The organism is Maridesulfovibrio spiralis (SeqCode) (genome assembly GCF_048571135.1).
GTDB classification, from domain to species: Bacteria; Desulfobacterota; Desulfovibrionia; order Desulfovibrionales; family Desulfovibrionaceae; genus Maridesulfovibrio; species Maridesulfovibrio spiralis.
In genome coordinates this window covers 3,462,399-3,488,153 of sequence record NZ_CP182344.1, presented here as the reverse complement: position 1 = coordinate 3,488,153, position 25,755 = coordinate 3,462,399, and the positions used below count along the sequence as shown (strand labels likewise).

Annotated in this window: 27 protein-coding genes; 16 read left to right on the top strand and 11 right to left on the bottom strand. The window is 42.2% G+C overall.

Going from position 1 to position 25,755, the window contains the following annotated elements:
* The first annotated feature begins 138 nt into the window (after window positions 1–138).
* The 4 genes from ACNI29_RS15605 to ACNI29_RS15590 all read left to right on the top strand — a co-directional run bounded on the left by ACNI29_RS15605 (window position 139) and on the right by ACNI29_RS15590 (window position 6,229).
* Window positions 139–1,038 (top strand): 4Fe-4S binding protein, encoded by a 900-nt coding sequence (locus tag ACNI29_RS15605; RefSeq protein ID WP_419779297.1) that lies wholly within the window; start codon window positions 139–141, stop codon window positions 1,036–1,038.
* Between the two features lie 522 nt (window positions 1,039–1,560).
* Complete coding sequence (locus tag ACNI29_RS15600) at window positions 1,561–3,435, top strand: sigma-54-dependent Fis family transcriptional regulator (protein ID WP_419779296.1); 1,875 nt, start codon at window positions 1,561–1,563, stop codon at window positions 3,433–3,435.
* A gap of 96 nt (window positions 3,436–3,531) precedes the next feature.
* A protein-coding gene (locus ACNI29_RS15595; protein WP_419779002.1) for an IS3 family transposase occupies window positions 3,532–4,619 on the top strand; the annotation gives its coding sequence in 2 pieces (ribosomal slippage) (window positions 3,532–3,784 and window positions 3,784–4,619; 1,089 coding nt in all).
* Between the two features lie 428 nt (window positions 4,620–5,047).
* The gene (locus ACNI29_RS15590) at window positions 5,048–6,229 is read left to right on the top strand and encodes an iron-containing alcohol dehydrogenase (RefSeq protein WP_419779295.1); all 1,182 of its coding nucleotides are present in this window, start codon (window positions 5,048–5,050) and stop codon (window positions 6,227–6,229) included.
* Between the two features lie 137 nt (window positions 6,230–6,366).
* Here the strand turns inward: ACNI29_RS15590 and ACNI29_RS15585 are convergent, their stop codons facing one another.
* The 7 genes from ACNI29_RS15585 to ACNI29_RS15555 form a co-directional block, all read right to left on the bottom strand.
* Window positions 6,367–6,699, bottom strand: coding sequence for a ferredoxin-thioredoxin reductase catalytic domain-containing protein (locus ACNI29_RS15585; RefSeq protein ID WP_419779294.1), 333 nt, complete (start codon window positions 6,697–6,699; stop codon window positions 6,367–6,369).
* Window positions 6,699–7,088 carry a glutaredoxin family protein gene (locus ACNI29_RS15580; RefSeq protein WP_419779293.1) on the bottom strand — a complete coding sequence of 130 codons (390 nt, stop codon included), beginning with the start codon at window positions 7,086–7,088 and terminating at the stop codon, window positions 6,699–6,701. The genes ACNI29_RS15585 and ACNI29_RS15580 overlap by 1 nt, the downstream gene beginning before the upstream one ends.
* A complete protein-coding gene (locus ACNI29_RS15575) occupies window positions 7,048–7,365 on the bottom strand; it encodes a DUF6573 family protein (protein ID WP_419779292.1) in 318 nt (105 codons plus the stop codon). The genes ACNI29_RS15580 and ACNI29_RS15575 overlap by 41 nt, the downstream gene beginning before the upstream one ends.
* Window positions 7,366–7,592: 227 nt before the next feature.
* Window positions 7,593–9,503 (bottom strand): hypothetical protein, encoded by a 1,911-nt coding sequence (locus ACNI29_RS15570; protein ID WP_419779291.1) that lies wholly within the window; start codon window positions 9,501–9,503, stop codon window positions 7,593–7,595.
* Window positions 9,490–9,999, bottom strand: coding sequence for an ABC-three component system middle component 5 (locus tag ACNI29_RS15565; protein WP_419779290.1), 510 nt, complete (start codon window positions 9,997–9,999; stop codon window positions 9,490–9,492). The genes ACNI29_RS15570 and ACNI29_RS15565 overlap by 14 nt, the downstream gene beginning before the upstream one ends.
* Window positions 9,999–10,562, bottom strand: coding sequence for an ABC-three component system protein (locus tag ACNI29_RS15560; protein WP_419779289.1), 564 nt, complete (start codon window positions 10,560–10,562; stop codon window positions 9,999–10,001). The genes ACNI29_RS15565 and ACNI29_RS15560 overlap by 1 nt, the downstream gene beginning before the upstream one ends.
* Window positions 10,555–10,734: a hypothetical protein gene (locus tag ACNI29_RS15555; protein WP_419779288.1), complete on the bottom strand. Its 180-nt coding sequence runs from the start codon at window positions 10,732–10,734 to the stop codon at window positions 10,555–10,557. Before ACNI29_RS15555 ends, ACNI29_RS15560 begins: the two co-directional genes overlap by 8 nt.
* A 643-nt stretch (window positions 10,735–11,377) precedes the next feature.
* On the opposite strand from ACNI29_RS15555, the gene ACNI29_RS15550 reads away from it, so the two are divergent.
* The gene (locus ACNI29_RS15550) at window positions 11,378–12,643 is read left to right on the top strand and encodes a tyrosine-type recombinase/integrase (RefSeq protein ID WP_419779287.1); all 1,266 of its coding nucleotides are present in this window, start codon (window positions 11,378–11,380) and stop codon (window positions 12,641–12,643) included.
* 61 nt (window positions 12,644–12,704) lie between these two features.
* Here ACNI29_RS15550 and ACNI29_RS15545 read toward each other — a convergent pair whose 3' ends face one another.
* Window positions 12,705–13,460: a Fic family protein gene (locus tag ACNI29_RS15545; RefSeq protein WP_419779286.1), complete on the bottom strand. Its 756-nt coding sequence runs from the start codon at window positions 13,458–13,460 to the stop codon at window positions 12,705–12,707.
* A gap of 386 nt (window positions 13,461–13,846) precedes the next feature.
* Between ACNI29_RS15545 and ACNI29_RS15540 the strand changes: the two genes are divergently transcribed.
* Complete coding sequence (locus ACNI29_RS15540; RefSeq protein ID WP_419779285.1) at window positions 13,847–16,072, top strand: AAA family ATPase; 2,226 nt, start codon at window positions 13,847–13,849, stop codon at window positions 16,070–16,072.
* A 106-nt stretch (window positions 16,073–16,178) separates the two neighbouring features.
* Here the strand turns inward: ACNI29_RS15540 and ACNI29_RS15535 are convergent, their stop codons facing one another.
* Window positions 16,179–16,556 carry a hypothetical protein gene (locus ACNI29_RS15535; RefSeq protein WP_419779284.1) on the bottom strand — a complete coding sequence of 126 codons (378 nt, stop codon included), beginning with the start codon at window positions 16,554–16,556 and terminating at the stop codon, window positions 16,179–16,181.
* Between the two features lie 122 nt (window positions 16,557–16,678).
* Window positions 16,679–16,924: a hypothetical protein gene (locus tag ACNI29_RS15530; protein ID WP_419779283.1), complete on the bottom strand. Its 246-nt coding sequence runs from the start codon at window positions 16,922–16,924 to the stop codon at window positions 16,679–16,681.
* 365 nt (window positions 16,925–17,289) lie between these two features.
* On the opposite strand from ACNI29_RS15530, the gene ACNI29_RS15525 reads away from it, so the two are divergent.
* Together ACNI29_RS15525 and rnhA are read left to right on the top strand one after the other, a co-directional pair.
* Window positions 17,290–17,928 (top strand): YagK/YfjJ domain-containing protein, encoded by a 639-nt coding sequence (locus ACNI29_RS15525; RefSeq protein ID WP_419779282.1) that lies wholly within the window; start codon window positions 17,290–17,292, stop codon window positions 17,926–17,928.
* Between the two features lie 108 nt (window positions 17,929–18,036).
* Window positions 18,037–18,537, top strand: a complete 501-nt coding sequence (gene rnhA / locus ACNI29_RS15520) for a ribonuclease HI (protein ID WP_419779281.1) — start codon at window positions 18,037–18,039, stop codon at window positions 18,535–18,537.
* Window positions 18,538–18,615: 78 nt separating this feature from the next.
* On the opposite strand, the gene ACNI29_RS15515 is transcribed toward rnhA, so the two are convergent.
* Window positions 18,616–18,798, bottom strand: a complete 183-nt coding sequence (locus ACNI29_RS15515; protein ID WP_419779280.1) for a hypothetical protein — start codon at window positions 18,796–18,798, stop codon at window positions 18,616–18,618.
* Window positions 18,799–18,969: 171 nt separating this feature from the next.
* Here ACNI29_RS15515 and ACNI29_RS15510 point away from each other — a divergent pair, with 171 nt between their 5' ends.
* The 8 genes from ACNI29_RS15510 to ACNI29_RS15475 all read left to right on the top strand — a co-directional run bounded on the left by ACNI29_RS15510 (window position 18,970) and on the right by ACNI29_RS15475 (window position 25,747).
* A complete protein-coding gene (locus ACNI29_RS15510) occupies window positions 18,970–19,296 on the top strand; it encodes a helix-turn-helix domain-containing protein (protein WP_419779279.1) in 327 nt (108 codons plus the stop codon).
* A gap of 102 nt (window positions 19,297–19,398) precedes the next feature.
* Entirely contained in the window at window positions 19,399–20,016 is a 618-nt protein-coding gene (locus ACNI29_RS15505) for an ERF family protein (RefSeq protein ID WP_419779278.1), read from the top strand.
* 71 nt (window positions 20,017–20,087) lie between these two features.
* Window positions 20,088–21,074 (top strand): AAA family ATPase, encoded by a 987-nt coding sequence (locus ACNI29_RS15500; RefSeq protein WP_419779277.1) that lies wholly within the window; start codon window positions 20,088–20,090, stop codon window positions 21,072–21,074.
* A gap of 57 nt (window positions 21,075–21,131) precedes the next feature.
* Complete coding sequence (locus ACNI29_RS15495; RefSeq protein WP_419779276.1) at window positions 21,132–22,112, top strand: DUF3150 domain-containing protein; 981 nt, start codon at window positions 21,132–21,134, stop codon at window positions 22,110–22,112.
* A 9-nt stretch (window positions 22,113–22,121) separates the two neighbouring features.
* Entirely contained in the window at window positions 22,122–23,669 is a 1,548-nt protein-coding gene (locus ACNI29_RS15490) for a cobaltochelatase CobT-related protein (protein WP_419779275.1), read from the top strand.
* A gap of 9 nt (window positions 23,670–23,678) precedes the next feature.
* Window positions 23,679–24,011, top strand: coding sequence for a hypothetical protein (locus tag ACNI29_RS15485; RefSeq protein WP_419779274.1), 333 nt, complete (start codon window positions 23,679–23,681; stop codon window positions 24,009–24,011).
* Window positions 24,012–24,581: 570 nt separating this feature from the next.
* Complete coding sequence (locus ACNI29_RS15480; RefSeq protein WP_419779273.1) at window positions 24,582–25,175, top strand: DUF1819 family protein; 594 nt, start codon at window positions 24,582–24,584, stop codon at window positions 25,173–25,175.
* Window positions 25,172–25,747 (top strand): DUF1788 domain-containing protein, encoded by a 576-nt coding sequence (locus ACNI29_RS15475; RefSeq protein WP_419779272.1) that lies wholly within the window; start codon window positions 25,172–25,174, stop codon window positions 25,745–25,747. The genes ACNI29_RS15480 and ACNI29_RS15475 overlap by 4 nt, the downstream gene beginning before the upstream one ends.
* The last annotated feature ends 8 nt before the right edge of the window (window positions 25,748–25,755 follow it).

Here is a 25,755-nt window from a genome sequence, read left to right as displayed (position 1 = left end):
ATTTTGACCGCTAAATGAGGTTGGGTCAAGAGGAACACACCGTAACCACCTGTAAGGAATGTGTTAAGCAAACTCAAATGTAACAAATAAGTAACGCAACCCAATTGCTTTACAATTTAATCCCAGATAAAAAAAACCATGCAGAAAAAAGCAGCACACAAAATTCCATTCGTACTATTACTCATATTTACTACCATAGGACTATTGCAAACATATCTTACAGGAAACTATTTTTACATTACCAACTTTGGATATATTGGAATTACTATCTTCATTTCTACATATCTGCATAACAGACTTAGAAAAGATAAAAAACAGATCGGCCGATATCTTTCTTTAATATTGGTAGGTTCATATATGTTGATTTACCTGGGATTCATCAAACACGAAAACATGCAGCTGGAAGGATTTTTCGGCTACATGTTTTCAGGGATACTTGCAGGCGCCACGCTACACTACATTGTAGCAAAAATAGTCATGCCCTTCTTTTTCGGCAGGGCATGGTGCGGCTGGGCATGCTGGACTGCAGCAGTTCTGGATCTGTTGCCGTGGAAAAAATCACCGGGAAGAATTTCTAAAACAGGCAATATTCGATATATAATTTTCACATGCACATTTATAGCTGTTGCATGGGGCCACTATTTAAATGGCACTCCCATAACAACGTACGATTCATTCATCTGGCTGGCAGTAAGCTCAATAGCATACTACCTCACTGCAATCATCATTGCTATTTTAACCAAGGATAACAGGGCATTCTGTAAATACATATGTCCTGTAACACCTCTTTTAAAACTATCAGCATTTTCCATGTCAAAATTCAAAGTAGACATGAAATCGTGCATAAAATGCAACCAATGTGTAAATGCCTGCCCTATGGACATAGAGATAACCAGATATGCCAAAGAGAACAAAAGGGTATTATCTTCTGAGTGCATCTATTGCTATTCATGCAAAAATGTCTGCCCTACAGATTCAATTAAGACAACATGGGAATTAGACTGTAGTACTAAGCAATACCTACGAACAAAACAATAACCACTCCCACTCTGCCCTTCGCCTTCAAGCCCTCATTGAGGGTTATCCTGATTGGTATGATTTGGTCAGGAGGGGGGTGTTTTTGGGGTAATTCTGGGGATCAGATGGCGGATATGCTTGTGGTGGAATTGAGCTGGATTGGTTAGAGTCTTTCGATTTCTTCGGTTGACCGAAAATGACTGTGACGTGTTCGATCAACTCATTTGTTAGGCAACTTTGGGATGATCAGACTCTCCATGGCTCGCCCCACACCACCGTTATGATTACAAATATAGCTATCTCAAATTTATAAAAAGAATTAAGAGAACATTGACTCTGTAGAACAATCGTTATTAGGTAAAGATATAAAGAAAACAATTGTCAGGGTTACGCATATAAAAATTCGCAAAGAAATGAAAAACAAGAACGCGGTGATCGCATGAGATAGTGGGAACAATGAGAATGACTCGTTACTCTTTTTTATCAAAGGAACACATATCTGTGATCGGCATGCAATGGAAACGGTTTCAAGCACGCCTCCCAGTGGATCGTGACACTGTCCGCCCCATGATCATGGATTCCTGGGAACGGTGTTACAGTCGTAACCTTCCGAGCAGCTCTCTTGCCCTATGCCCTATTGATGCCCCCGCTCTGGAGAAGGCAATTGCCTTAAATCAGAATCTGGTGGAATGTTCGAAGTTGGTTATGGATAAACTTGCGCATTCTATCCACCTGTCAAAAAGCGTAGTCACTCTGATAGACACGACAGGATTGGTTCTGTATGCCTCCGCAACAAGTCAGGATCTCAAAAAAGTTCCATATGGGATACCGGGCCGCCGCTGTGACGAGGTCACTATCGGAACCAACGGAATGGGTCTTTGTATAATAGAAAAGAAAGCAGTTCATGTTATCGCTTCCGAACATTATAATTCCTCACTGCATTACCTGAGCTGTTCAGCCGCCCCCATTCATGACCCAGACGGTCAGCTCGTAGGAGCCATCAACCTGGCAATTAACACTAACAATTTTCATCAACACACTCTGGGGCTTGTGGAAGCTGCCGCCAACTCAATTGAAGAACATCTGCGACTCCGCAGCCTTGTACGCAACCAGAAAGTCATTTTGGAGCAGCTGGACGAAGGCGTTATAGTTCTTGGTTGTGACGAAATAATCACCAGCATCAACCCTAAGGCATGCAGCATGCTCGGCCTGAATTCACAACCTGTAGGAGAAAAAATCGGAACTTATATAAAGCACGACAAATTGATGCAGTCCATACTAAGTGACCGGATTTCATTTCAGGATCGAGAGGTCTCATTTAACATCCATAACGGCAGACTCAGCTGCCTGCTGTCCTGTGCTGCATTCGGGGAATCCGGCATTATTCTTACTCTGCGGGAAGTAAAACGCATGCGTAATTACGCATCAAGAGTTGCCGGAGCCAAAGCTGTATATTCTTTTAAAAATATTGCAGGGAACTCCAATGCACTGCAGGAAACTTTGCGCCTCACGCGGGTGGCCTCCAAAAGCGAAGCCACCACGTTGCTAGTAGGAGAATCCGGGACAGGCAAGGAACTTTTTGCTCAAGCTATACATAATGCTGGCAGTCGGCGTGACGGCCCCTTTGTCGTAGTCAATTGCGGCGCCCTGCCTCGCAATCTGGTTCAGAGTGAACTGTTCGGGTACGAAGCCGGAGCATTCTCAGGAGCACTCAAAGAAGGATGTCCGGGTAAATTTGAACTTGCCGGAGGGGGAACGCTTTTCCTCGATGAAATTGGCGAGATGCCCCTTGAAGCTCAGGTGAGCCTGTTGAGGCTGCTTCAGGAAAGTGAAGTTACCCGTCTCGGAGGCAAAAAGCCCAAACGAATAAATGTACGCATCATAGCTGCTACAAACAAAGATCTGCCCGGAGCTGTGCGTAACAAGAGCTTCAGAGAAGATCTGTATTACCGCCTGAACGTATTAACCATAAACATTCCTCCATTACGACAGCGCAATGGCGACGTTGAATTACTAACCCGCCTGTTTCTGGACAAATTTACAGCAACTCTGAACAAACCTCCCCTGTGGTTGTCCAGAGAAGCCATGACTGCTCTTAACGACTATCATTGGCCGGGCAACATCCGTGAACTGGAAAACTGCATCGAAAGACTTGTAAACGTGGCGCAGAAAAACTGCGTTGAGGTCGATGACTTGCCGCGTGATATAATTGCAGGAACAAAACCGAAAACACTTACGGATAGTCATGGCGAAAAGAGATCTTTGAAGAGCGTTCAAAAAGAACTCATTTTAAAAACTCTACATGACACACATGGCAATCTGAGACAGGCATCCTCTCTTCTCAACATATCCCGCACTACCTTATACGCCAAGCTTAAAAAATACTGCATCGAGATAGATACGTTCCGTAGCCTCTGATTTGTTGAACCGCTTCTGAATCATACGGTAATCCCCCCGAAAATTAATTGTTCTGAAAAGTAGAATTTTCTCGTAAAGAAGACCGAGGAGATTCAGATGAAAAAGTCACGCTACAGCGACAGTCAAATTTTGAGTATTTTGAAGCAGGCCGAGAATGGAGTTCCCGTTGCCGAGCTTTGCCGTGAACACGGAATGAGCAGTGCCACGTTTTACAAATGGCGTTCCAAATACGGCGGCATGGATGCATCCTTGATGGCTCGAATGAAAGAGTTGGAACGTGAGAACCGCCAGCTTAAGAAAATGTATGCCGAAGAGCGATTGAAAGCGGAAATCGTCAAGGAAGCTCTCGAAAAAAAGTGGTAAAGCCGTCTTGTCGGCGCAAGATGGCAAAGGCAGCCGTGAAGGAAGAAAAGGTCAATATCCGTCAGGCGTGCGAGGCTTTCAGCATCAGCCAAACTTGCTACAGGTACGAACCGAAGCTCTCCGCTGAAAATGAACTTGTTACCGACTGGCTAGTCCGGTTAACGCACAACCAACGCAACTGGGGTTTTGGATTGTGCTTCCTGTATCTGCGCAACGTGCAAGGCTTTTCTTGGAATCATAAGCGCGTTTACCGGATTTACCGAGAACTTGAGCTGAACATGCGCATTAAGCCTAAGAAACGGCTTGTGCGTGAAAAACCGGAACCTTTATCCCAGCCCGAATCTGCCAATCAAGTTTGGTCCATGGATTTTATGCATGACCAACTTGAAGATGGGCGCAGTTTTCGTTTGTTGAACGTAATCGACGACTTTAATCGTGAAGGATTGAGCATCGAAGTAGATCTGTCATTGCCTGCGGATCGTGTTGTTCGAACACTGAACCAGATTATCGAGTGGCGTGGCAAACCCGAAGCAATAAGATGCGACAACGGCCCTGAATACATAAGCAACAGGCTACTGCTATGGGCAGAAAAAGAAAAGATACGGCTGGAATATATCCAGCCAGGAAATCCGCAACAAAACGCTTACGTTGAACGCTTCAATCGGACCGTGCGGTACGACTGGTTGAGCCATTACATGTTTGAAAGCATCCAAGAGGTGCAGGATTACGCTACCAAATGGCTCTGGACATATAACAATGAACGCCCCAATATGGGCATTGGCGGCATCACTCCGATGCAGAAACTGAGAATGGCTGCATAGCCTCTACTTTTCAGGCCCCCTAAGAATGGGGGGATTACCATACGATTTAAGGCTCTTCCTCTACTTGCTGGTCATGTTCAACAACTGAACATGCTTACACGACATGTCCAGACATTGGACACAATGAACTAAATACTCTTCTTTTTCTATTTTACCGTACCCACTTGAAATACAATGCAAAAATCAAGACACCAACAATTAAACACTATTGGCCTGTTCTTTGCTTTATACGAAAAACAGCAAGTTAAACGCAGTAACAGCATAACTCAATTTTACCCTTTCATATTTGTAATGCTACTATGCAGGCTTGAGTTATGTCTCCGCATATATAAGCGGACACTTGTCATTATAAAGCACAATTTCTTCATGCTTTAACTGACTGTGTAGTTCTGCTTTTAAGAAAGACCATTTAACTTATGGAGGTCGTTATGGCAGTTCAGGAACAGGTGTATGGTTTTTTCATTCCAAGCATGACATTGATCGGGATTGGTGCATCCAAACATATCCCCGAAAAGATCAAAGAGCTTGGCGGCAGCAAACCCCTGCTTGTCACAGACAAAGGCGTTGTGGCTGCCGGAATCTGCAAACAGGTTACGGACTTACTCGACGCAGAATCCATGCCTTATGTAATTTATGATGAGACCGTTCCGAACCCTACGGACAAAAACATTGAAGACGGTATCAAGCTTTACAAGGACAACAATTGTGACAGCCTTATCACTCTCGGAGGCGGATCTTCCCATGACTGCGGCAAGGGAATCGGGCTAATTGTCTCCAATGGAGGAAAAATCCATGATTACGAAGGAGTAGACAAAGCCACAAAACCCTTGATGCCATACCTTGCTGTCAACACAACTGCCGGAACGGCCTCTGAAATGACTCGTTTTGCAGTAATCACCGACACTTCCCGACATGTTAAAATGGCGATCGCAGACTGGCGCATCACTCCGGGGATCGCGATAGATGATCCGGTACTCATGGCAGGTATGCCCCCGGCATTGACCGCCGCAACCGGTATGGATGCTTTGACCCATGCCGTTGAAGCTTTCGTCTCCACTATCGCCAATCCAATGACCGACGCCTGTGCCAAGGAAGCCATTCAACTTGTATCCAAACATTTGCGCAAGGCCGTTGCAAACGGACAGGATCTTGAGGCTCGGGAGGGAATGTGTTTTGCTCAGTATCTGGCTGGCATGGCGTTCAACAATGCCAGCCTCGGCTACGTACACGCTATGGCTCATCAGTTGGGCGGTTTTTACAATCTGCCGCATGGTGAATGCAATGCGTTACTGTTGCCTTATGTCGAAGAGTTCAACCTGGTAGCAAATATTGACAAGTTTGTTGAAATGGCTGAACTTATGGGTGAAAACACAGAAGGAATAGCAGCTCGCGATGCAGCAGAGCTTGCACTTGAGGCCATCCGCAAGCTCTCCGCTGACGTCGGCATTCCGGCTACCCTGATGGAACTGGGTAAACGTTACGGCAAAGAAGTAAAAGCTGCTGATATCCCGACTATGACTGAAAATGCCCAGAAGGATATCTGCAAATTCACAAACCCGCGTTTAGCCACTGACGAGAATATCGCCGAAATCTACACCAAGGCACTGTAGCAAAACACCTTCCTTATGGATTCCGGGAGTACTCCCTCCCGGAATTCATATCTTAAACAGCCACCAAAAACTGGCCAGCGATGCCATACGGCTTGAGATCAGAAGAATAAAATAGTGATAGGAGCAGAACTCACCAACTAAAATATAATTTTTTCAGGAGGACGGCGTTCCGGGACGGCCTGTTTTTCGATCTTGCCTTCATTGTATTCTTTACTGACGTAAAAGTTGCAGTAACAGGCTCCGTATTCATTAACATCTTCCTCTCGATAGGCGCAGGGGCAGATGATGTCCTTGTCGTTTTTTTGTTCACCGTTTGCAAGGCGGCAAGGGCATGCCATATAACCGTAACGCTCCTTATTGGTAAGGAGCGACTCCAGAATCGGCATAGTAACGTCCATGTCGGAATTTAAAAAGTAACCCTTAGGCTCTTGAGTTTTCGTCAAAAATTCATGCAGTTTTTTAGTATCCATTATTCTTTCCATTCCTTTTCAAGGACTTCGGCGAGTTTTTTCTTATTATAACCAACAAGAACAATCCCTTTCACCATGATAACTGGAAACGACAGGGAAGGATTGTGCTCCTTGATTTCCTGCACAATTGTCTTACGATCATCACCAGTAAGCTCATCTACATAAACACAATTGTATTTCACGCCACACTCATCAAGGAATCTCTTAGCATCCCTACAGTGAATGCAGGTTGAAAGAGCATAGACTCTAATATCTTCCAAATCAAAAGACTCTTTATCGAATACAGCTTTCTCTTCCTGTGCAGTCTCTTTTGCTGCCGAAACAGAGGTCTGTCCCGAGTTCTCTTCATCAAAGAAGGACTGAAAAAAATCCTTGATATATTTGTACACGTACCAGCTCCTTTATAGTTTGATATCCAACATTCTGACTAATTGGTTTTAGCAAAAAATAATCGTGAAGTCTTCCAGTAACGCTCTGCCCTTCGCCTTCAAGTCCTTTCGGTGGAGTTATGTACCGTTCATACAAGTTCAGTGAAACAGCCACTGGAACCTTGAATCCGGTCTCCTTGGCCTGTTCGGTCACATCAATTAGAGTTCCGTCTGCGATTGCCTGCTTTCTGGTATAGGAAAAGATTACGTTGAACAGTGAATCGTCAAGTCCATGCATCAGTAAATCTCCTTCAATTTCATATTGTTAAATAATCATGAAAATTGAAGGTTATCCTGATTGGTTTGATTTGGTCACTGGGGTGGGTTGATTATCTTTTGATTTTTTGGGTGATTCTGGGGATCAGGTGGTGGTGTATTCTGGATCTGAGGATTCTTCGGTTGACCAAATAAAAAGAGCCGGAAAATCCGGCTCCTAAGTCAATCTCGAATACGATATAAAACAAGCTAAAGTTTACATTTTGAAAAATCCAACGTGGGATGATTTCTATCGTAATATGGCCCAACACAATAATCTGAGCCGTCCAACTCTTCTGCGATCATCGATGTAGTCATTATCAGCTGCATATCCTCATCAATATCTGCACACTCTTTCACAATCAAACGCTGAAAGTTGGCACTTCGCTCTTCTCTCATTCCTTTATCCTCAATATTATCAAAAAGCATAAACCTAGGAATTCGAATTTGTTGATCAGAAATTGACTCAAGAAAAAGAGCAAGCCCGAACGAGTTTTTCAAAATAACCATAGAACTATCTGATATTTTGGGTTTATCATCAAGCATAAAGCTATCAGCTCTAAAATCAAACGTAAAAGTTTGAGGATTATCGAAACTCTTTTCATCTCCACTATCTTGTTTCACAAGATCTATAACTTTTGACTCAAGCATCCTTCGAACGGAAATGTCCCTTTCCCTGTTTGAAGCGTCAAGTTCATCTAAACGTTCATTTAAAGACTCAATTTCTTCATTTATACCCTTCTTGCTTTCATACAGTCCTTCAAGTTTAGCTGCATGCACAAGATTCTTTTCTTCTTTTTCAATTATAGCCTCGATATAGCCAATTTGTTTTGATATTGTCTCAACAGCTGCTTGAGCAGGAGACACAGAACTGACTTGCTCATGCAATTGTTTTTGAGCAGTATAAAACTTACTCTTCAAATGTGGAATTTCAGCATTATGCCTTTCAAGCTCTTCCTTTTGCAACTCAATAACAGACCGAGTCTCTTTAATTTGAAATTTCAACTCAGTACTAAATTGCACGTATGAATTGTCCTGCGAGTCGGAGTGGGAACGCTTACACAGAGGACAACAATCCCCATTGCCATCATCAGCTTTAATTTCAGACAAACACAATGGACAAAATTTGAACGAGACACCATCTAAAATAGTATTTGTTCTTTCAGAATGGTTTAAATCATTCAGTCGCTCTTTCAAAGTATACAAAAAAATCTCATTGTCAGTAATTTCTGAATTTAACCATTGACTGCGCCCTTCCTTCTCATTGAGGAGATTATCCAACTCAGCTATTTGTCTTTTTAAATTTTTAATAAGCTGTTTTTGGACTTCATCAACATCCTCATAGGTCTCATCTTCAATCGCCTTTAGAGTATTTGTTTTAATCGCAATCTCAGCCCTGTGAGCTTCGATGTTAGCATTAATTACATCTTGTTTAATGTCCTGCACCTCTTTGCCAAAAAAACGATGAATAGCTTTAACTTGACCATTCAATGAGCCTAATCGTTTACTAAGATCGATTAGTTGCTGACGAATTTGCCTTCCTTCCAAATTATCAAGCCCCAGCAAATAGTCACCAATAGATCTCCTCATTTCACGAGAATCGAATGAAGATTCCTCTCTTAGAATCCTACCAGCAGCTGTCGATTGGTCAAAAAACATCAACCTCAGTATCTGATGCATAGTCAAATTAGCTGCAGAATCTGTCTTATGCTGCGGCAACTGTAATGCATTAAAAAACCACTCAGAAAAACTTTCTCTTTCGGCACTTCTTGTTCGAGAAAACCTATACCAATTCTCGGATTTATACGCCTCATCATAAAAATCATCACAGACATATACATCAGCAGTTGCGCTTTCAGTTATTTCTCTGGAAAGACAAAATTCATTACCATTTACGATAACATCTAAGAAAATTTTGTCGCACATCAATTGTTCTGATGTCCACTTGATGCTCTCGCCACCAAGTCCATAAAAGATAAAAGACATTACAGTAGATTTTCCCGGAGAATTATGACCACGGATAATATTTATACCTCGATGAAATTCTTCATCATAGACTTTGCACCCGCCTCTCATAACAATTAAGCGCTTAAGAAGAAGTATTGAGTTAACGTGGATCATATCTATACTCCATATATCCTGTCCGTTTTTTAATACCGGTATCTCCGCCGAATACTGATTTTGGAAGATCGACAACTAAACTCATCACCCAATCCGCCTTTAAAGATTCATCATGCTCAAATGTAACGACTAAATCTGTAGGAATTGGAAAATCAGTTCTAGTAACCGATCCATTTTCAAACCTATCTTTTACTAAAAAGCCCTTTGCTATAAGCCAGTTAGCAACAAGATTATGAATTGGCTGCAATTGAAAAAGAGTCTTACGAGGAGTCTGAGGAATTGTATAATGATCTGGCAGTTTACTGACTTTCTTTTTGAGACTGTTAAGCTCTCTAGGAAAAGGTTTCATTCCCAACAGCAACTTAGGGTAAAGTCGATATAAATCTATCAACTTAAACAAATCCCAAGCAAATGATTCATCGTTTGACAAATATAAAGTAGACAAAAAACGATAAGCACAATGTTTTGCGTCAAATGTAGGATTATAAATAAGCATTAAAACGCCCACTTAATATGGCATTTACCTGTAAGATAATACAGCATACCTCGAACATGTTCAGCTGTAATACCAATATCTGCATGAATAACTTCTCGATAAATAGGATCAACAATCTCTTCCATTACTGCGTCATCAATTAAATATCTATCATGGCCAGCTATAATTCTAGGCTTTATCTTCAATGAAAAAACGGTATTGATATAAGCAAGAATATGCGCATATATTTCTTGAACACTCTCAGACAACTCGTCTTCGACTAATTTTTTAGAAAATTTGAGTTTAAAATACTCCGCGTCATCAATTTCATCCTCCCGCCCTCCATCGATTAACTTTTGTTCTAGTCCTATAATCTGACGTCTTTCTCTTGGTTTAATGAAATCAGAAAGATCTTCAATAAACTTCCCTGCGGCAGGTTCATTAGCTATTCTATCTTGATATTTTCGTATTAGCTCTAATAATCCAGACTTGGAATCACCAGTAAATGTACAGTCCTGATAGATGTTACCTTTTGCCTGAATAATATGTGAACCAATAGCTGTCTGCTTACCGCCATTAGTCATTGTTTGATCTCTCTATCTTGATGTCTCTGTTAGCTTGATAAATATTTTTGCCAATAGCTGTCTGCTTATTTGATTCTTTTTTGCGATAAAAAGAGCGTACAGTATAAAATACCCCTACCGTAGCAATAAAACCAAAAATTATGGCCAAGACTTCAGATAGTTCCAATTCCATTAATGCCTCCCCAAAAGACTAAAAATAGATAACCATTTAAAAAAAATAGACTTTGACAGCTAAAATCAAACTTTAATCATGCAGATAACAGAAAGATTAACATTTAACAAATATTCTTTAGGCTTCAGCGCAAACGATAAATGACACCACTTGCACATGGTCGTATCAGATTTTTAGATATTGCTGACTAAATGTGTTTATGCGAGGGTTTTCTTTACCTCTTTCACCCTACGCATCCACTTTTTCAGTCAACCGAATTACCAGCTATGATAGATATTAATTATACCAACAATCACAACATCACTCACCCTCTCCGGTTGACATCAAAGGTTGGCAGCACACCAAAAAAACCGCAAATAAACGCAGAAAAGGGTTAACTCTGAAAACGAGTTAACCCTTTAATATTGTACCACTTTTGTACTAGATGGTGACCCCGGCAGGAATCGAACCTGCGGCACCAGGATTAGGAAATCTAGAGCACCATTTTCACAACTCCTCACAGAAGTACACTAAACACCTTTTATTCATTGACTTTATTCATCTTAGCACTCATCATTAGCTAACACAAGATCACAGGTTTTCACTGATAATCATCACAAAAGTGGTGGGAAAGTGGTGGTTTTGGATTCTGAAGGGGGCACCAATGGCTAGACCAAAACTAGAAACTTCGACCAAGTTTAAAGGGGTCCGCTGGTACAAGCACGACACCCGCAAACATGGTATTAAATATGACCGCTGCTTCTCTGTCAGGTACGCTCATGGCGGAAAGCGATACGAAAGCGTGCTGGGCTGGGAGACAGAAGGATGGTCAGAAGAGACAGCTTACTTAAAAAGAGCTGAGTACCTTCACAACCTCAAAACCGGTGAAGGCCCATACTCCAGAAAAGATGAACTCGCTGCTGAAAAGGAAACCAATGAGGCAACCCAAAAGGCCGATCAGGAAAAAGCAGCTCAGGAGCGTCTTGAAGCTATAACCTTCGGTACGGTCTTCGATGCATACATGGAGTGGGCAAAGACCAACAAAAAGCACTGGGGGAACGACGAATACCGTTACCGTGTCCACCTTGAAAAGCATCTCCACGACAAACGTTTCAAGGACATATCCACTTTCCAACTTGAAGAGATCAAAGCGAAGCTGCTTAAGAAGCTCGCCCCTGCTACAGTGAAGCACTGCATTGTCGTTATCAGACAGGTCTATAACCGTGCTCAGGAAGGAAGTCTGGGTATCGATGGTAAACCATTTGAATGGGAAGGGCTGAATCCGGTCTCCGGGGTAAAACTTAAAAACCTGGGTACACATAACGAAAAGATCCGCACCATCGACACACTTGATTCCAAAGAAGGCAAGCCTGGACGCGATGAGAAGTTACTCATGGATATGCTCAAGGAGAAATCTTTCATTACTTATGGCCTAGCTATGACCAGCCTCTACGCCGGGTTAAGGTTCGCTGAGGCTGCAAACCTGAGGTGGATGCACATAGACCTCATCAGCGGCCATATCAACTGCCTTGAAGGTAAAGGCGGCTTAGATCGTAAGATTTTGATTCCTATCCACCCAAAGCTCAAAGTAGAACTCGAAGAACAAAAGAAACGTCTGGGTTCCCCTACTCCTGATGCGCTCGTCTGGCCCAATAGGAACGACAGCACGGTCAACAAGATAAGTGCGACCTTCCCACGCGCAGTAAAAGAGCTGGGCTTCAACAAAGGGATCGATGATAGACGCATGAAGCTGGACTTCCACAGTCTGCGCCACAGCTTCGCTACCAGACTGGCCGATGCCGGCACTCCCCTAACCGTACTCCGAGACCTGCTGGGCCATCGAGACCTGACCATGGTCTCCAGATACGCTAAGTCCAGCCAAAGCATCGCCGACGAAGCCATTGCCCGTATCGGCGTCACCGACACCTAAAAACAAAATGCCGCATTGTCCGAAGACAGTGCGGCATCTGAAATATCAAGCAAAGCTAAAACTAACGACTGCGTCCTTCCTCATCCAAGCCCAGTGCGAACCAGTACGGCTTGAAGCTGTCCAGAACGAGCCTTTCGGTCATATCCAAGAACGGGCTGTAGTCGAGCTTCACGCAGGCAGTTTCTAAAGCTTCATAATAGGACAGCCGCTCAGAATTCTGAAATACAACCGGCGGGAATCCACCTTTCATGAGCTCAAGGTTCATCAGCAACCGGGAAGTTCGGCCATTACCATCAGCAAAGGGATGGATCTTCACAAAATCCACATGGACACGGGCAGCACGCTCAACAACGTGCAGTTCAGCTCCGTCACCGTTGTACCAAGCCATGAACCGGTCTATCTCATCCTGCAAATTCAGAAAATCCGGCGGCACATGCTCAGCACCGGAAATGGTAACGTTCACAGTACGGAACACCCCGGCGTTCCGGTCATCAATACCCTTCAGAATCAGGCTATGAATCTCTTTAATAGTGCGCACATCCAAAGGCCCACCCTGCTCCACCAAAGCGTAGACAAGGTTGATAGCGTGAGCATGGTTGGTCGCCTCAAGGTGCTCAGCAATGGACTTGCCGCCAACGGTCACGCCTTCAAGCACGACCTTGGTTTCCTGCAGAGTAAGCGTATTCCCTTCAATGGCATTGGAGTTGTAGGTCCAGCGCAGGGCGAGGTCTTCGCGCAGGTTCTTGACCACTTCGGGCGGAAGCGGCCTGTGTGCGTCTAGGCGGGATTTGAGGGTGTCGAGGTTTTGTGTATTCATAATTTTCCAAATTTAAGCTTCATCCGTCCTGAGCAGCCTGAATAACAAAAGACAACTTATCCCATTGTTTTTCAGATATAAACCCAAAGAAAACGGACTCAAACATTCATTGCGTCTAATATTAAGTTAAGCTTACACCGTCCTAACAAATTTCAACAATCTTTGCAGTTAATTGCAAAAAGACTTCTCACCACATCTCAACTACCAAGATTCAGCCTCAACGACAACAAACGTCATCAAAGACTCTTTGATGACATTTTTTGCTAAAAATGATACTTATTTGATACTCTCAAAATACATTCTGATATTAAAATTTAAATTTAGACACTACATATAGACTAATTTAATAAAAAAATAACCAATGATAACAAGTAGATAAGAGCAACATGTTAAATAAAGCACTCATAATACCATTTCATACAAAGCCATGGACAAGAGACACAGAAAACGAAAATAAAATTACCCTTGAAGCATTTTTGAACCTAAAAATACTCGCCTCACTTGAGAACGAAACAGCAAACGTACTCTTCCCAGGAAGCTTCACTGATGGCGACTATTTTTATTTTAGAGAGTACTCAGTCTTTTTAAATCCACACAAAGACGTCCGTTCTAGCAATACTAAATATTATAAAAAAGCAAGCATATACAAAAACAAACAACAGATAGACAAAGATTTTATAGATATCATAGCTGAGGAGAACCAAGAGAGCAGAAACACAACAACAAAAAAGCTCAATGAATACTTTAAGTATCACAATTTAAATTCATTTGAAGAAAATAAAGAGATTCTAACTCAACAAAAATTTCTATTCGCTCCCAAAATAGACAATGACGAAATATTATCAATTCCATTTTATAAAAACAAAAAGTTCTTTGGATATGCTCAAGCATTTAAATCAAAAACAAATAAATTCTGTCTATTACCAATAACTTTTTGGAAAACAGGGAAAATTCCGACTATACACATGGCACATATCCATTTCCCATCTCCTGCGCCATTATTCAGACAAGATCAAATTGATTCTACCAAAGTAAAAGAGATCATACTAAATCCCAATCTTCTTCAAGCAAATGACATGCATTCAGATACAGCAAAAGACAAACAGACTAAATCTAAAACAATAGGATATATACAAGAAGACATATTTAACCATAACAACAACTTTAACTCGATAAAAGCCTACACGTCGTTCACTTTTGACAACTTCCTAGATGCGCCAACAGCGTCTTTAAACGATTTTCCGCCTATATATACACCGCCATTTAAGCCCCAAAGAACACTTTTAAAAAACACATCACAAAACCATTCTCGCAAACATATTCGAGATACGCATGAAGTAACATATTTTGAAGACAGCTACAGTGGCTATATATGGAGCTCATGGTATGGGGACGAAAAGAGGATCAACACTATTGATTTTTCAGCTTTAAATAAACGAGATGTCTCTTTTTGGGCTGAATGGAAAACATTTGATGAGGCTCAGCCTCAAATCAACATGGTCTACTATATTTCCCAACAAATCCATGATTTAAAAGTAATCATTTGCCACAACTACGCACACTTATTCGACTTACCCCAGCTAGAAAGAAATTTTAAATACAAAATACACTTTAAATCCTTCATCCGGTTAGCTTCTTTAAAACTCCTAATTTCCCCATCAGATAAAATAAAAGAATGCGTCTCTCTTCACACTAAAAAAATGAAAATTAAAAATTTAACTCAACTAAATAAAACAGAATACACATCACCCATTATCCACCCCTCAATTTTTCCTGGCAATTTATGCATTTTATACGCTGATTCTGGAATAGGAAAAACTTGGGTTGCGATGAGCATCGCAATAGCAACTTCCTTTGGAGTTAAGGCTTTTCACACCTGGAGAGCGAGCAAACCACACAAAGTGCTATACATCGACAGCGAGCTAGGATCGACAAATTTTAATGATCGCATGGCAAAACTAATCTCATGTTACCCAATTGATCTAAATAACGACATAAATAAAAAGATGCTGAACTGGGAACACGTTGCAGGACTTGATATATCGCAAGATTCCGACCAAAAAGAAATTGAAGAACTCATTGACGACGCAAATTCAGCAGAGCAAAGCAAAGCAAAAGTTAGCCTACTAATTCTAGACAACTTATCAACACTCACCAACTTTACAGACTCGAATAAATCTTGGAACGAAATACACAAGTGGCTTAAAAAACTAGCCAAAAGATCGATCGCTGTTCTTATTGTCCATCACACAGGTAAAGATGGTTCCCAAAGAGGAGGATCCGGTAAAACAGTTACTGCTGATTCAGTAATCAGACTAAACAAAGCACGTGAACATCCAACCAAAATATCACTTGAAGTGACTATCGAGAAGGGCAGAAACATATATGGAAAAGAAGCCAAGCCATTTAAAATTGAACTTGAGCCAAACAAAAAGAATAGTCGCTGGCAGGTTTTGCGTGCTCAAAAAAACAAAGATGAACAGAACAAAGTAATAATAGAGCTATCGGGTAAGGGATGGAAGGAAGCAGATATCGCAACAGAGCTTCAACTTTCACTAGCAACAGTTAAAAGAAGAAGGAAAGCATTGGGGCTAACTAAAACTAGAAAGTAAACCGATGAGCAGCTCATCTACTTCAAGATAAAAGCATCAGATCAAGTCGAAACTCTATATATAAAATGTAAGAGTTCCGACTTGATCTGACAACTCCTCCAAGGCCTTAGCCTTCAACCACCTCAAATACAGGACGCAAAGCCCTCCCCGCCTCATTGACAAAGCTTATCCTTGTCAAAACTTCTGGAGCCCTACATCTGGCTTTTCTCAACTGATCTAAATAAATCATAAATGCCTTGATCGTAGTCCGATGATGGATGGTCATCGAATAAGTCCGATTTTTATATTTAAACTCGACATCGTATCCATAAGACCAACCAAAGGGAATTGCGGCCATGTTGGGACAATCCTTTTTTTCAGGATGCCTACCCGGCCCATTCCATTTGATAGAGATTGGGGTAGCCGACTCTATATACCCTTCAATTACACTCCCTATATTTTTCCTACCCACAAAGAATTTTCCGTGTTTCATGGCAATATACATACGCCCTCCTAGTTTATTTGACAAAAAAAAGCCTCGTATGGACATGTCCCATACGAGGAAAACCTGCGAAAATATTTTTGACCGAACCTATGTAAATACGGTCCTCGGCACTTAAATAAAAATCAACATTCAGCTACATCTGCTGAGATCATATTAGCAAACCACCATTCGAAGAAAATATCTCTTACGATCAGAACCTTACGCTTCCCTGAAAACAAAAAACACTCAGGCGGAATTGCCAACTTCTTTTTACATCGCATATTCTGAACTGTCCTCCACCTAATTGCATTGCCAGTTAGCTTGTCGACTTCAGTCGCCGCAAACATAGCGGGAATCTCCTTTTTCAGCTGTTCAAGTAATTCATCCATGACGAATCCTCCAGGGTCAGATGTTATTTCTCATAACATTGGGGAGGCATATATTTTTTTACACGCACTACGATACAAGCAGCACATGGAACTAGTAAAAAATTACTTTCGGAAATTTAATCCATGGTAAGATCAGAATTATCGCATTAAAAAAGACAGGCAAAACAATGAAATGCAAATCAGGTATCGGTAATATCTTTCATAATGTTATATAATAAATTAGCACAATTAACAAAATACAATTTAATAAAAACCTACCCCTTAAGACCTAACACTTGAATACATAATACCAATAAAAATTATTCAATATATTTCTAAACTTGTCATTAATCCTATAATGAAAAACTAAAAAGGAGAAAATGACAATGTCATACAAGAAAACAAACAATAATAAATTTAAAGAATTACAAATCAACAACGGAAATTTTGGAGAATACTCTTGTTATGAAATTATCCTAGAAAGACTAAATAATATGCTTAACTACTCTATTAGTAGATACAGTAAAGTAATATTTATCAGATTCGATTTAAGATTCCCTGAAGGATATAGAACTAATGGAAGAAACTATGAAGTAAGCAACCTGACCAAAAGACTAAAAGAGCAAAGCAACTACAAAAATTATGGTTTACAGCTCACTTGGGTAAGAGAGCAATCCACCACAAAACATCAGCACTATCACTGCATTGCGCTAGTAGATGGGAATAAAGTTCGTAATGCCAAATCTTTTTTGGATAAAATATCAATAACTTGGAACAAAGTCTTGAAAATCCCTGGCGCACGAGGACTGGTTCACTATTGTATCAACGACATCTCTGGTCAGCCCGGAACCTTGATAAGACGCCCTTCCCCCAAAGCGGATCATCAAACACGAATTGAACAGGAAAAAACATTTCAGAGCACCTTTAACCAATGCTTTAGATGGGCCAGCTATCTCGCAAAAGAGAACCAAAAAGACAATACTCCATTCGGACTGAGAAGATTCGGAGGCACTCAGTTTAAGTGAGCACCAAGACCGCGAACTTCCAGAAGATCGCCAATAAAAAAATATTCCGGAAGGTTAACTTATAGGCAAAAGTCAAAATGTTTAACCATTACCCAAAAGGAATTAATGATGAAAAATCAAAATGTTGTAATTTATTCTGATGGAGCATGTCCGGGCAATCAAAAAAGCAATCCTCAAGGTGGATACGGAGCAATTGTCATGCATGAAGGCTCTACCCTCGAACTAGCTCAGGGGTATAGGCAAACTTCAAATAACCGTATGGAATTACGTGCAGTAATTGCTGCTTTCAAAACAATTCAATGCCCTAGCATGGTTACCGTATATTCCGACTCAAAATATGTGACCGATGCATTCAATCAACAATGGATAGAGAATTGGTTATGGAATGGCTGGAGAAACAGCAAAGGAAAACCAGTATTGAATCAAGATCTCTGGAAAGAACTCCTTGAGGAAACCATTTCCCATAAGGTTACGTGGAAATGGGTCAAAGGGCACTCCACTGACACGCTTAACAATAGGGCCGACCAGCTTGCCGTCTTAGCAGCTAATTCAAAGTCAAAACTAGGTGACATAGGCCCAACAACGGTCACCATCGTTAACAAATACTAATGCAAATGCCCCGCCTCTAGACATTGCAGGCGGGGCATCTTGAACAACACTATAAACCACATACTATAAGAATAAAATCTATCGTGCTGAGACCCGATCCGGAAGAAACAGGTAGATCATCAACAACCCAACAGGGCCGCCAACAGTTGTCAGCAAGAAGAAAAGTAAAACCAGAAACGGATTTGCTCCTCTACGCTTGGCAATTCTTATGCCCTGCCAGATACATAAAATCCAAATAATCGCGCCCAAAATGTAAAACATATTCATATCTCCTTTAATTTTAACCAGTTACTTTACGAACACGAACTGTAAGTAATGTTTTGATGTCATTCTTAGCACTGATCTGTATCATAAGTCCATAAAAATACCGCTGATCGCAGGTTTAAAATCATTTTGCTCTCCTCCACACTGCGCGTAACGAGGAGTGTTATCATGTCAAATTGTCAGGAAAAAATTGGCGGCAAAATAAAGAAATACAGATCCGTAAGCGGACTGAGTCAGCAGACATTGGCTGAACGTGCCGGTATCAGCTACAAGTATCTCGGTGAAATAGAACGGGGTCAGGTCAATTTGTCAGTTGAAATTCTATCTAAGATTTCCAAAGCATTAAATATTTCTTCAGCAGAGCTCATGGATGACCCGGAGCAGGAATCTGAAAAACTTGCAAAAATCAAATTCCTTCTTTCTGAATTGTCCGTCGAGGACCTCGACATTGCTGTAGATATGCTGGAAGTTCTACACAAACACTCTCGAAACTGACGCTCAAAATATTTGAGCTATATATTATTCCTGTAGAATAACGGAATTTTTACCTTAACCCTTCGTGCTATCGCGAAGGGTTTCGTTTTTGCAGGAGGAATTATGGAAATGAATTTATGTTCTCCGGAGATTACCGAACTTGCCGGGGCAATGCTCAAGGTTCAGCAGGCTTTAAAACCAGCAACCAAGGACGGACAAAACAATTTCACCAACAGCAGATATGCCAGCCTCCAGTCTGTCATGAGTACTTGCCGGGAGGCTTTACTCGCCAATGGCATATGGCTGACCCAACTGCCGGTGCAGGTTGAGAGTGGAAATCTTGGTCTGATCAGTAAAATCGTTCATGCTGAATCCGGTCAATGGCAATCCTCTTTGCTGGTCATGCCTCTGCCAAAATCAGATCCGCAGGGCTACGGTTCTGCCATAACTTATGCCCGTCGCTACGGACTTGCTGCTCTGGTTGGAATTGTCACTGAGCAGGATGATGACGGCGAAGGAAGTATGCCTGCACGAAAAACAGGCAGGACCGCAGCAAACAAGGAACAACAATTACCCCAGCTAGACGGAGTCCAATATCATTACGTGAAGGCTCAGGATGGGCGTAATTGCGTCAAAGCAGTGGGTTCAACACGCTTACACAAGGACACCCTGAAAAAAGCCGGTTTTAGATGGGATGGGAAAAAGAAAATCTGGTGGAAGTACTCTGATCTTGCAGCGTAGTTCCCACCGGAGACTATATAAATGAAGGGCCTCGGCATTATGCCGGGGCCTTTCTCATTTTGAGGTGAAACATGCAGAATTTGACTTCACTGGAAAAAATCAAAACTGAAGAATTAGATGCTGGAACCGTATTCAGCGGAACACCGTCTGGTAAAAAAATCCTCGGCTTTACTGCTCCATGCATACATACACCGGCAATTAATCCGGACTACATTTATCATGAGGCCATGCGTGAAATCATTGTCTGGCTCATGAATCCTTCCGACCCTCTCTATATCTTCGGGCCATGCGGAAGCGGTAAAACGTCTCTCATCAAACAGCTTTCAGCAAAACTCAACTATCCCGTCTTCGAGGTGACCGGTCACAGCCGATTGGAATTCACCGATATGGCAGGTCACCTCAGCCTAGATCAAGGCAGCATGACATTTCAGTACGGCCCACTGGCACTTGCCATGAAATACGGTGGAATGTTTCTACTGAATGAACTTGATCTGCTTGATCCTTCAACGGCTGCGGGCCTCAACAGCATTCTTGACGGATCACCGCTTTGCATTCCCGAGAATGGCGGTGAAATTATTCAACCGCACCCCATGTTCAGATTCGCGGCTACAGCCAATACCAATGGTGGCTTTGATGAGCCCGGACTTTATCAGGGTACTCTCAAGCAGAACATCGCATTCATGGACCGATTCTGGCTCTGCGAAATCAGTTACCCTGAAACAAAAGCTGAAGCGGCACTGCTAGCTAAGATCACCCCGACTCTGCCAGAGAAGCTGCGGACCACCATGGTTGATTACGTCAATGAGGTACGGAAATTGTTTGTGGGAGAAGCAGATACTGGAGATCAGAATTCTATCGAAATTACATTTTCAACTCGAACTCTGATTCGCTGGGCAGACCTGACATTAAGGTTTCAACCTCTCAGCCAGCAGGGAATAAAACCGATTACCCATGCTTTGGACCGCGCTATAGGGTTCAGGGCCACACCAGAAACAAGAGCTATGCTTCATGAGCTAGCCCAAAGAATGTTTACACTTTCGGAAGAACAACCGGAATAAATCACACCAAGGGAAGGAGTCGCAAACGGCTCCTTTTCTTTTTCATAGGAGAAAACCATGTCTATGCATACTGAAATTACGGTTTTGAAACACATCATGGCTGTCAGACTTGATGTAAATATCTGGTCAGCACGCAAGAAGCTTGTTCACTCCGACCTTGGTGAAGCAGAACTACCTCCTGAGAATCTTGCCTCACTGGGAAATAAGAAAATATGTGACCCCAAAGAACTGAGTATCTTCAACGCACTCAAAGGACGTGCAACATCTTTGTTAGACAAACATGGCATCCGCTTTCTAGGCGGATGGGCCCTCCCCGAACAGAAAATCCAAGAAGTACAGGACGGCTTGCTGGAAATTGCCAGAAACTTCAATGAAGCAAAGGAAATATTCCTCAATCGTTACGATACCCTCGTTCAGGAGTGGATTAACAGTAATCCCGGCTGGGAATCATTGATTGCGACCTCTGCAGTCAGTGCGAAGTATGTACGATCCCGTCTAGGTTTCAGCTGGCAGGTCTATAAAATCACCCCACCCACCCAAAAGAACGAACAGGTCAGTTCCGGATTGCAGGATGCAGTTAAAGACCTTGGCTGTACACTTTTTGGTGAAGTAGCAAAAACAGCATCAGAAAGCTGGAAAAAAAGTTTTGCAGGAAAAACAGATGTTACCCGCAAAGCCCTTTCCCCGCTTAAGGCTCTCCATGGCAAGTTATCCGGCTTAAGTTTTGTTGAACCGAGAGTCGTGCCAGTCATCAATCTGCTCGAATCTGCTTTTGCCATGATTCCTGCCAGAGGACGCATTCGAGGTTCTGAGCTGATCATGCTGCAAGGACTCATCTGTCTATTGCGGGATCCCACAGCTTTGATTGAGCATGCACAGAAGATCCTCGAGGGCAATACCCCCGACGACATTCTTCAAGGACTACTCAGCAATCATGAACCTCTTTCACTGAAAGATACACAGGCAGTCGAGGACCATCCCAAACCGTCCCAAACCTCGGTCCAGAATGTCCCAGTAGACAGTCTGGGATTATGGTAGGAGTCTAATATGATTGAGAATCATTACATTCTGAGTTCGTTACCCTTGCTTGCGTCAGTTCTGGGGCGAAAATACGGAGTACAGGTTCGGATGGGAGGAAATGAGGCATTCACAAATGGGCAAATTATCACCCTACCCAGTCTGCCTTCCAGTGGAGATGACGCACTGCTCGGACTGGTCAGGGGATTTATTGATCATGAATCAGCACATATCCGCTACACGGACTTTTCTGTGCTGAAAGGAGAAATAACTCCTCTTGAGAAGCATATCTGGAACAGCCTTGAAGATTGGCGTGTTGAAAACAAACTAGCTGAAATATTCCCTGGCTGCAGACAAAACTTTATCTGGCTGATCAAACATCTCTTTCTAACTAAAAAGGATAAGATTCCCACACATTCCGCTCATCAGGTCCTGAATTGGATTTTACTCCAAGTTCGTTGTTGGGATGTCCCAAAGCTTTCAGCCCCCCTCCAGAAGTATACACTATTAATTGAAACAGAGTTTGCAGGACTGACTTTCAGAATTGGACAAGTACTGAAGAAAGCTCACAACAAGTGTCCTGATTCAAGAGCTTGTATGGTCTATGCTAAACAAATTGTTTCCATCCTCAAGGGAATGACCTGCGACATTCCAAATGGCAGCAGCTATGATGAAAGCGATCCTACGGAAAAAGAGTTGAATTGCTCAGAATCTCAAAAGGAGCAACTGCGCAAACTTTTGAATATTCCCAACCATGAACTTCCTGCAGACATGAGGCAGTCATTAAAAAGATCGCTGGAAATGGAAAGCCACAAAACCGAAGAAGGGCTCAGTGTCGCTACTGTCGCAAAACGTAAGCATTCAAAACTGAACCACGAAGAAATAGTTGAGATCCGTGCAACGACGAACCTTCTACGAACTCGGCTATACTCGCTTTTGCAAGCTACCGTCCTTAGTAGAAGACATCCTGCACGCCATGGACGATTAGATCACAAAAACCTGAATAGAGCTTTTACAGGAAACCCAAAATTATTCCTGAAAAATGCTCCCAGCCCCAAAATGAGTACAGCTGTCCATATCTTAATTGATTGCTCTGGCTCCATGCGCCGCAGAATAACAATCGCGAGTCAAAGTTGCTATGCTCTCGCGTCTGCGTTGAAAGTTGCCGGCATCAATGTTGCCGTAACTGCTTTTCCTGCAGTTTATCGTGATGGTCAGCCCTACCAAACAGTGACCCCGGTAATTAAACATGGCGAAGGTATTCATAACCGCTTCAAACTGTCAGCATCAGGCCAAACTCCATTGGGGGAAGCCCTGTGGTGGGCCATGCAACAAATGGTTCCACTAAGAGAAACTAGAAGACTAATCCTTACCATAACCGATGGTGTCCCAGATTCCATCCCCACAGCTAAACAAGCTTTTGAAACCGGCAGAAATGCCGGTTTCGAATTTTATGGCCTCGGAATCATGTCTCCGGCCATCGATTCTATGCCCTTTGATCACTGCAAAAATATCAATCACGTAAACGAGCTTGCGCTGTCCATGTTTGAAATGCTGCAGCAGGCTCTAATAAAATAGGAGAAACTTATGTCAGAAAAACCTTCATGCCCTTCATGTAACTCAACCATGCACGTTGTGCAGATCAGCACATTCAAAAAAGCAGGAACTGTCATCGGCGGCACAGGCGGAGCCATCACTGGCTACGCTGCAGCAGAAAGCGGCGCAAAAATCGGTGCTGAAGTTGGAGCCAGCATCCCTTTTGTAGATGACGAAATCGGTGCCGCTGCAGGAGGAATCATCGGGGCACTGGCAGGTCTTATGACCGGAGCGGCAGCAGGAAGTGCTGTAGGTGAAATGATCGATACTCAGGTTATCGGGAAGTTCCGTTGTAATCGTTGTGGGAAGGTATTTGAAGGATAACTCAACAACAAATTCTAATTGGGCAGGCAGGCTTTTCAGCCTGCCTATTTTTTTTGCAAACACCGACACTATACCTCAATTATTGAATATATACCAATTGTGTACCCTTTGTTTTTGTCGCATTAATTCCAAAATTTCAAAGGAGATACTATATATGAAACTCAATCTCGCTATTAAATCATTCCTACAATACTGTTCATTAGAAAGGACACTATCATCATTGACTTTAAACGCAGAAATTAACTTTTCATAATATTTGGGTGTATTTATATCGCATTTCACCGTTTTTTTATAAAATATCAGACTTCTTCATTTAGAACTTGGCAATAATGAACAAAAATGACTGGACTTGTTCCGCCAAAGGTGGCCTGACAGTAAATCATGGATCCGCATATTTTTTTACACACACTCTTTTAAGACACTGTATTTAAATATTTTTTCATTATAGTTAATTTATTTAGACCAGAGGATTTACTAATCCAGCCACGATTGTTATCCCAACTCATATAAACACCTTGAAATGAATTTAATATAATGCAAATACTACCAACACACTAGAAAGGACAGTACGTGTCTAAATATAATGGTGAAATAGTAGCAGGCTCACTTTTGGTAAAAGAAAGTCGAGTCATTGCTGACCTACTCCTGAGAAGACTTGAAGAGAAGAAATTCTATCAGGAAGTATTGGTCTCGAATGTCCTTCAGAAACGAAGCCCAGCAAGTGCCAAGCGACAAGCCAAGCTCATACGGAACAGGCTGCTGCCCCTTCATAAAGATTTTTGGATAATGATTCGTGATGGATCTTATGAACAGTCAGGGCAGACTCTGTTTGCGGCATCAATTGCGCATAGCCATTTACTGGGAGATTTCATCATGCAAACCGTGCAGTTGAGCATAAAGACATTTCAGAAACAAATCTCTTACAGGGATTGGGATAGTTTCTTTGAAGAATGCAAACATCGAGATCCTGTCACCTCAAAATGGGCGGAATCTACGACAAAAAAGATTCGCCAGGTCATTTTTAGAATTCTTGCTGAATCCCAAGTTATCGACTCAACCAGAAGCATGAATCTGATACCGTTCTCCCTGCTCCCGGAAGTAAAAGAGTTGCTTATCCGCCATGAAGAAAATTACGCTTTAAAATGCCTGGAGGCCATTCAATGAGTGCTTCTTTCGAAGAACGACTAAATAAGGTCATAGACAGACTGCTATCCAAGGAGCTTTTAGCCAATGAGGGCCTCGGTAACGAAATAGGCTTCTATATTTTCGACTATCCTCCAGAGAAAGAACTTCAAGTCAGGGAATTCATGGGGACTGTTCAGGATCAGATACATAAAAGAATGCCAAGTATCAGCCTGAATCATATAAACTTATTTGAGCTTCTTATTGAATACCTGAAAGACCGCAAATTGCTGGACCGAGCTTTCAAGCTCCAAAAAGACAAAGGCAGCGAAGAGCTGGTTAAAGCACTCAAGGGGCCTTTGCATGAACAAAAAATAGCTCAATATTTCGTTGAAAAAGCCAAGCCAGAGGAGCATGATTTGATCCTTATGTCGGGCATTGGCAACTCTTGGCCTATCCTGCGAAGCCACACGCTTCTCAATAGCCTGCATTCGCTCATAAAAGACACTCCGCTGGTAATTTTTTATCCCGGACAATTTGATGGGCAGGGCTTAAGGCTTTTTGAAAGGTTAAAAGAAAGCAATTACTATCGCGCATTTCAACTGGTTCCATAGTCACGTTG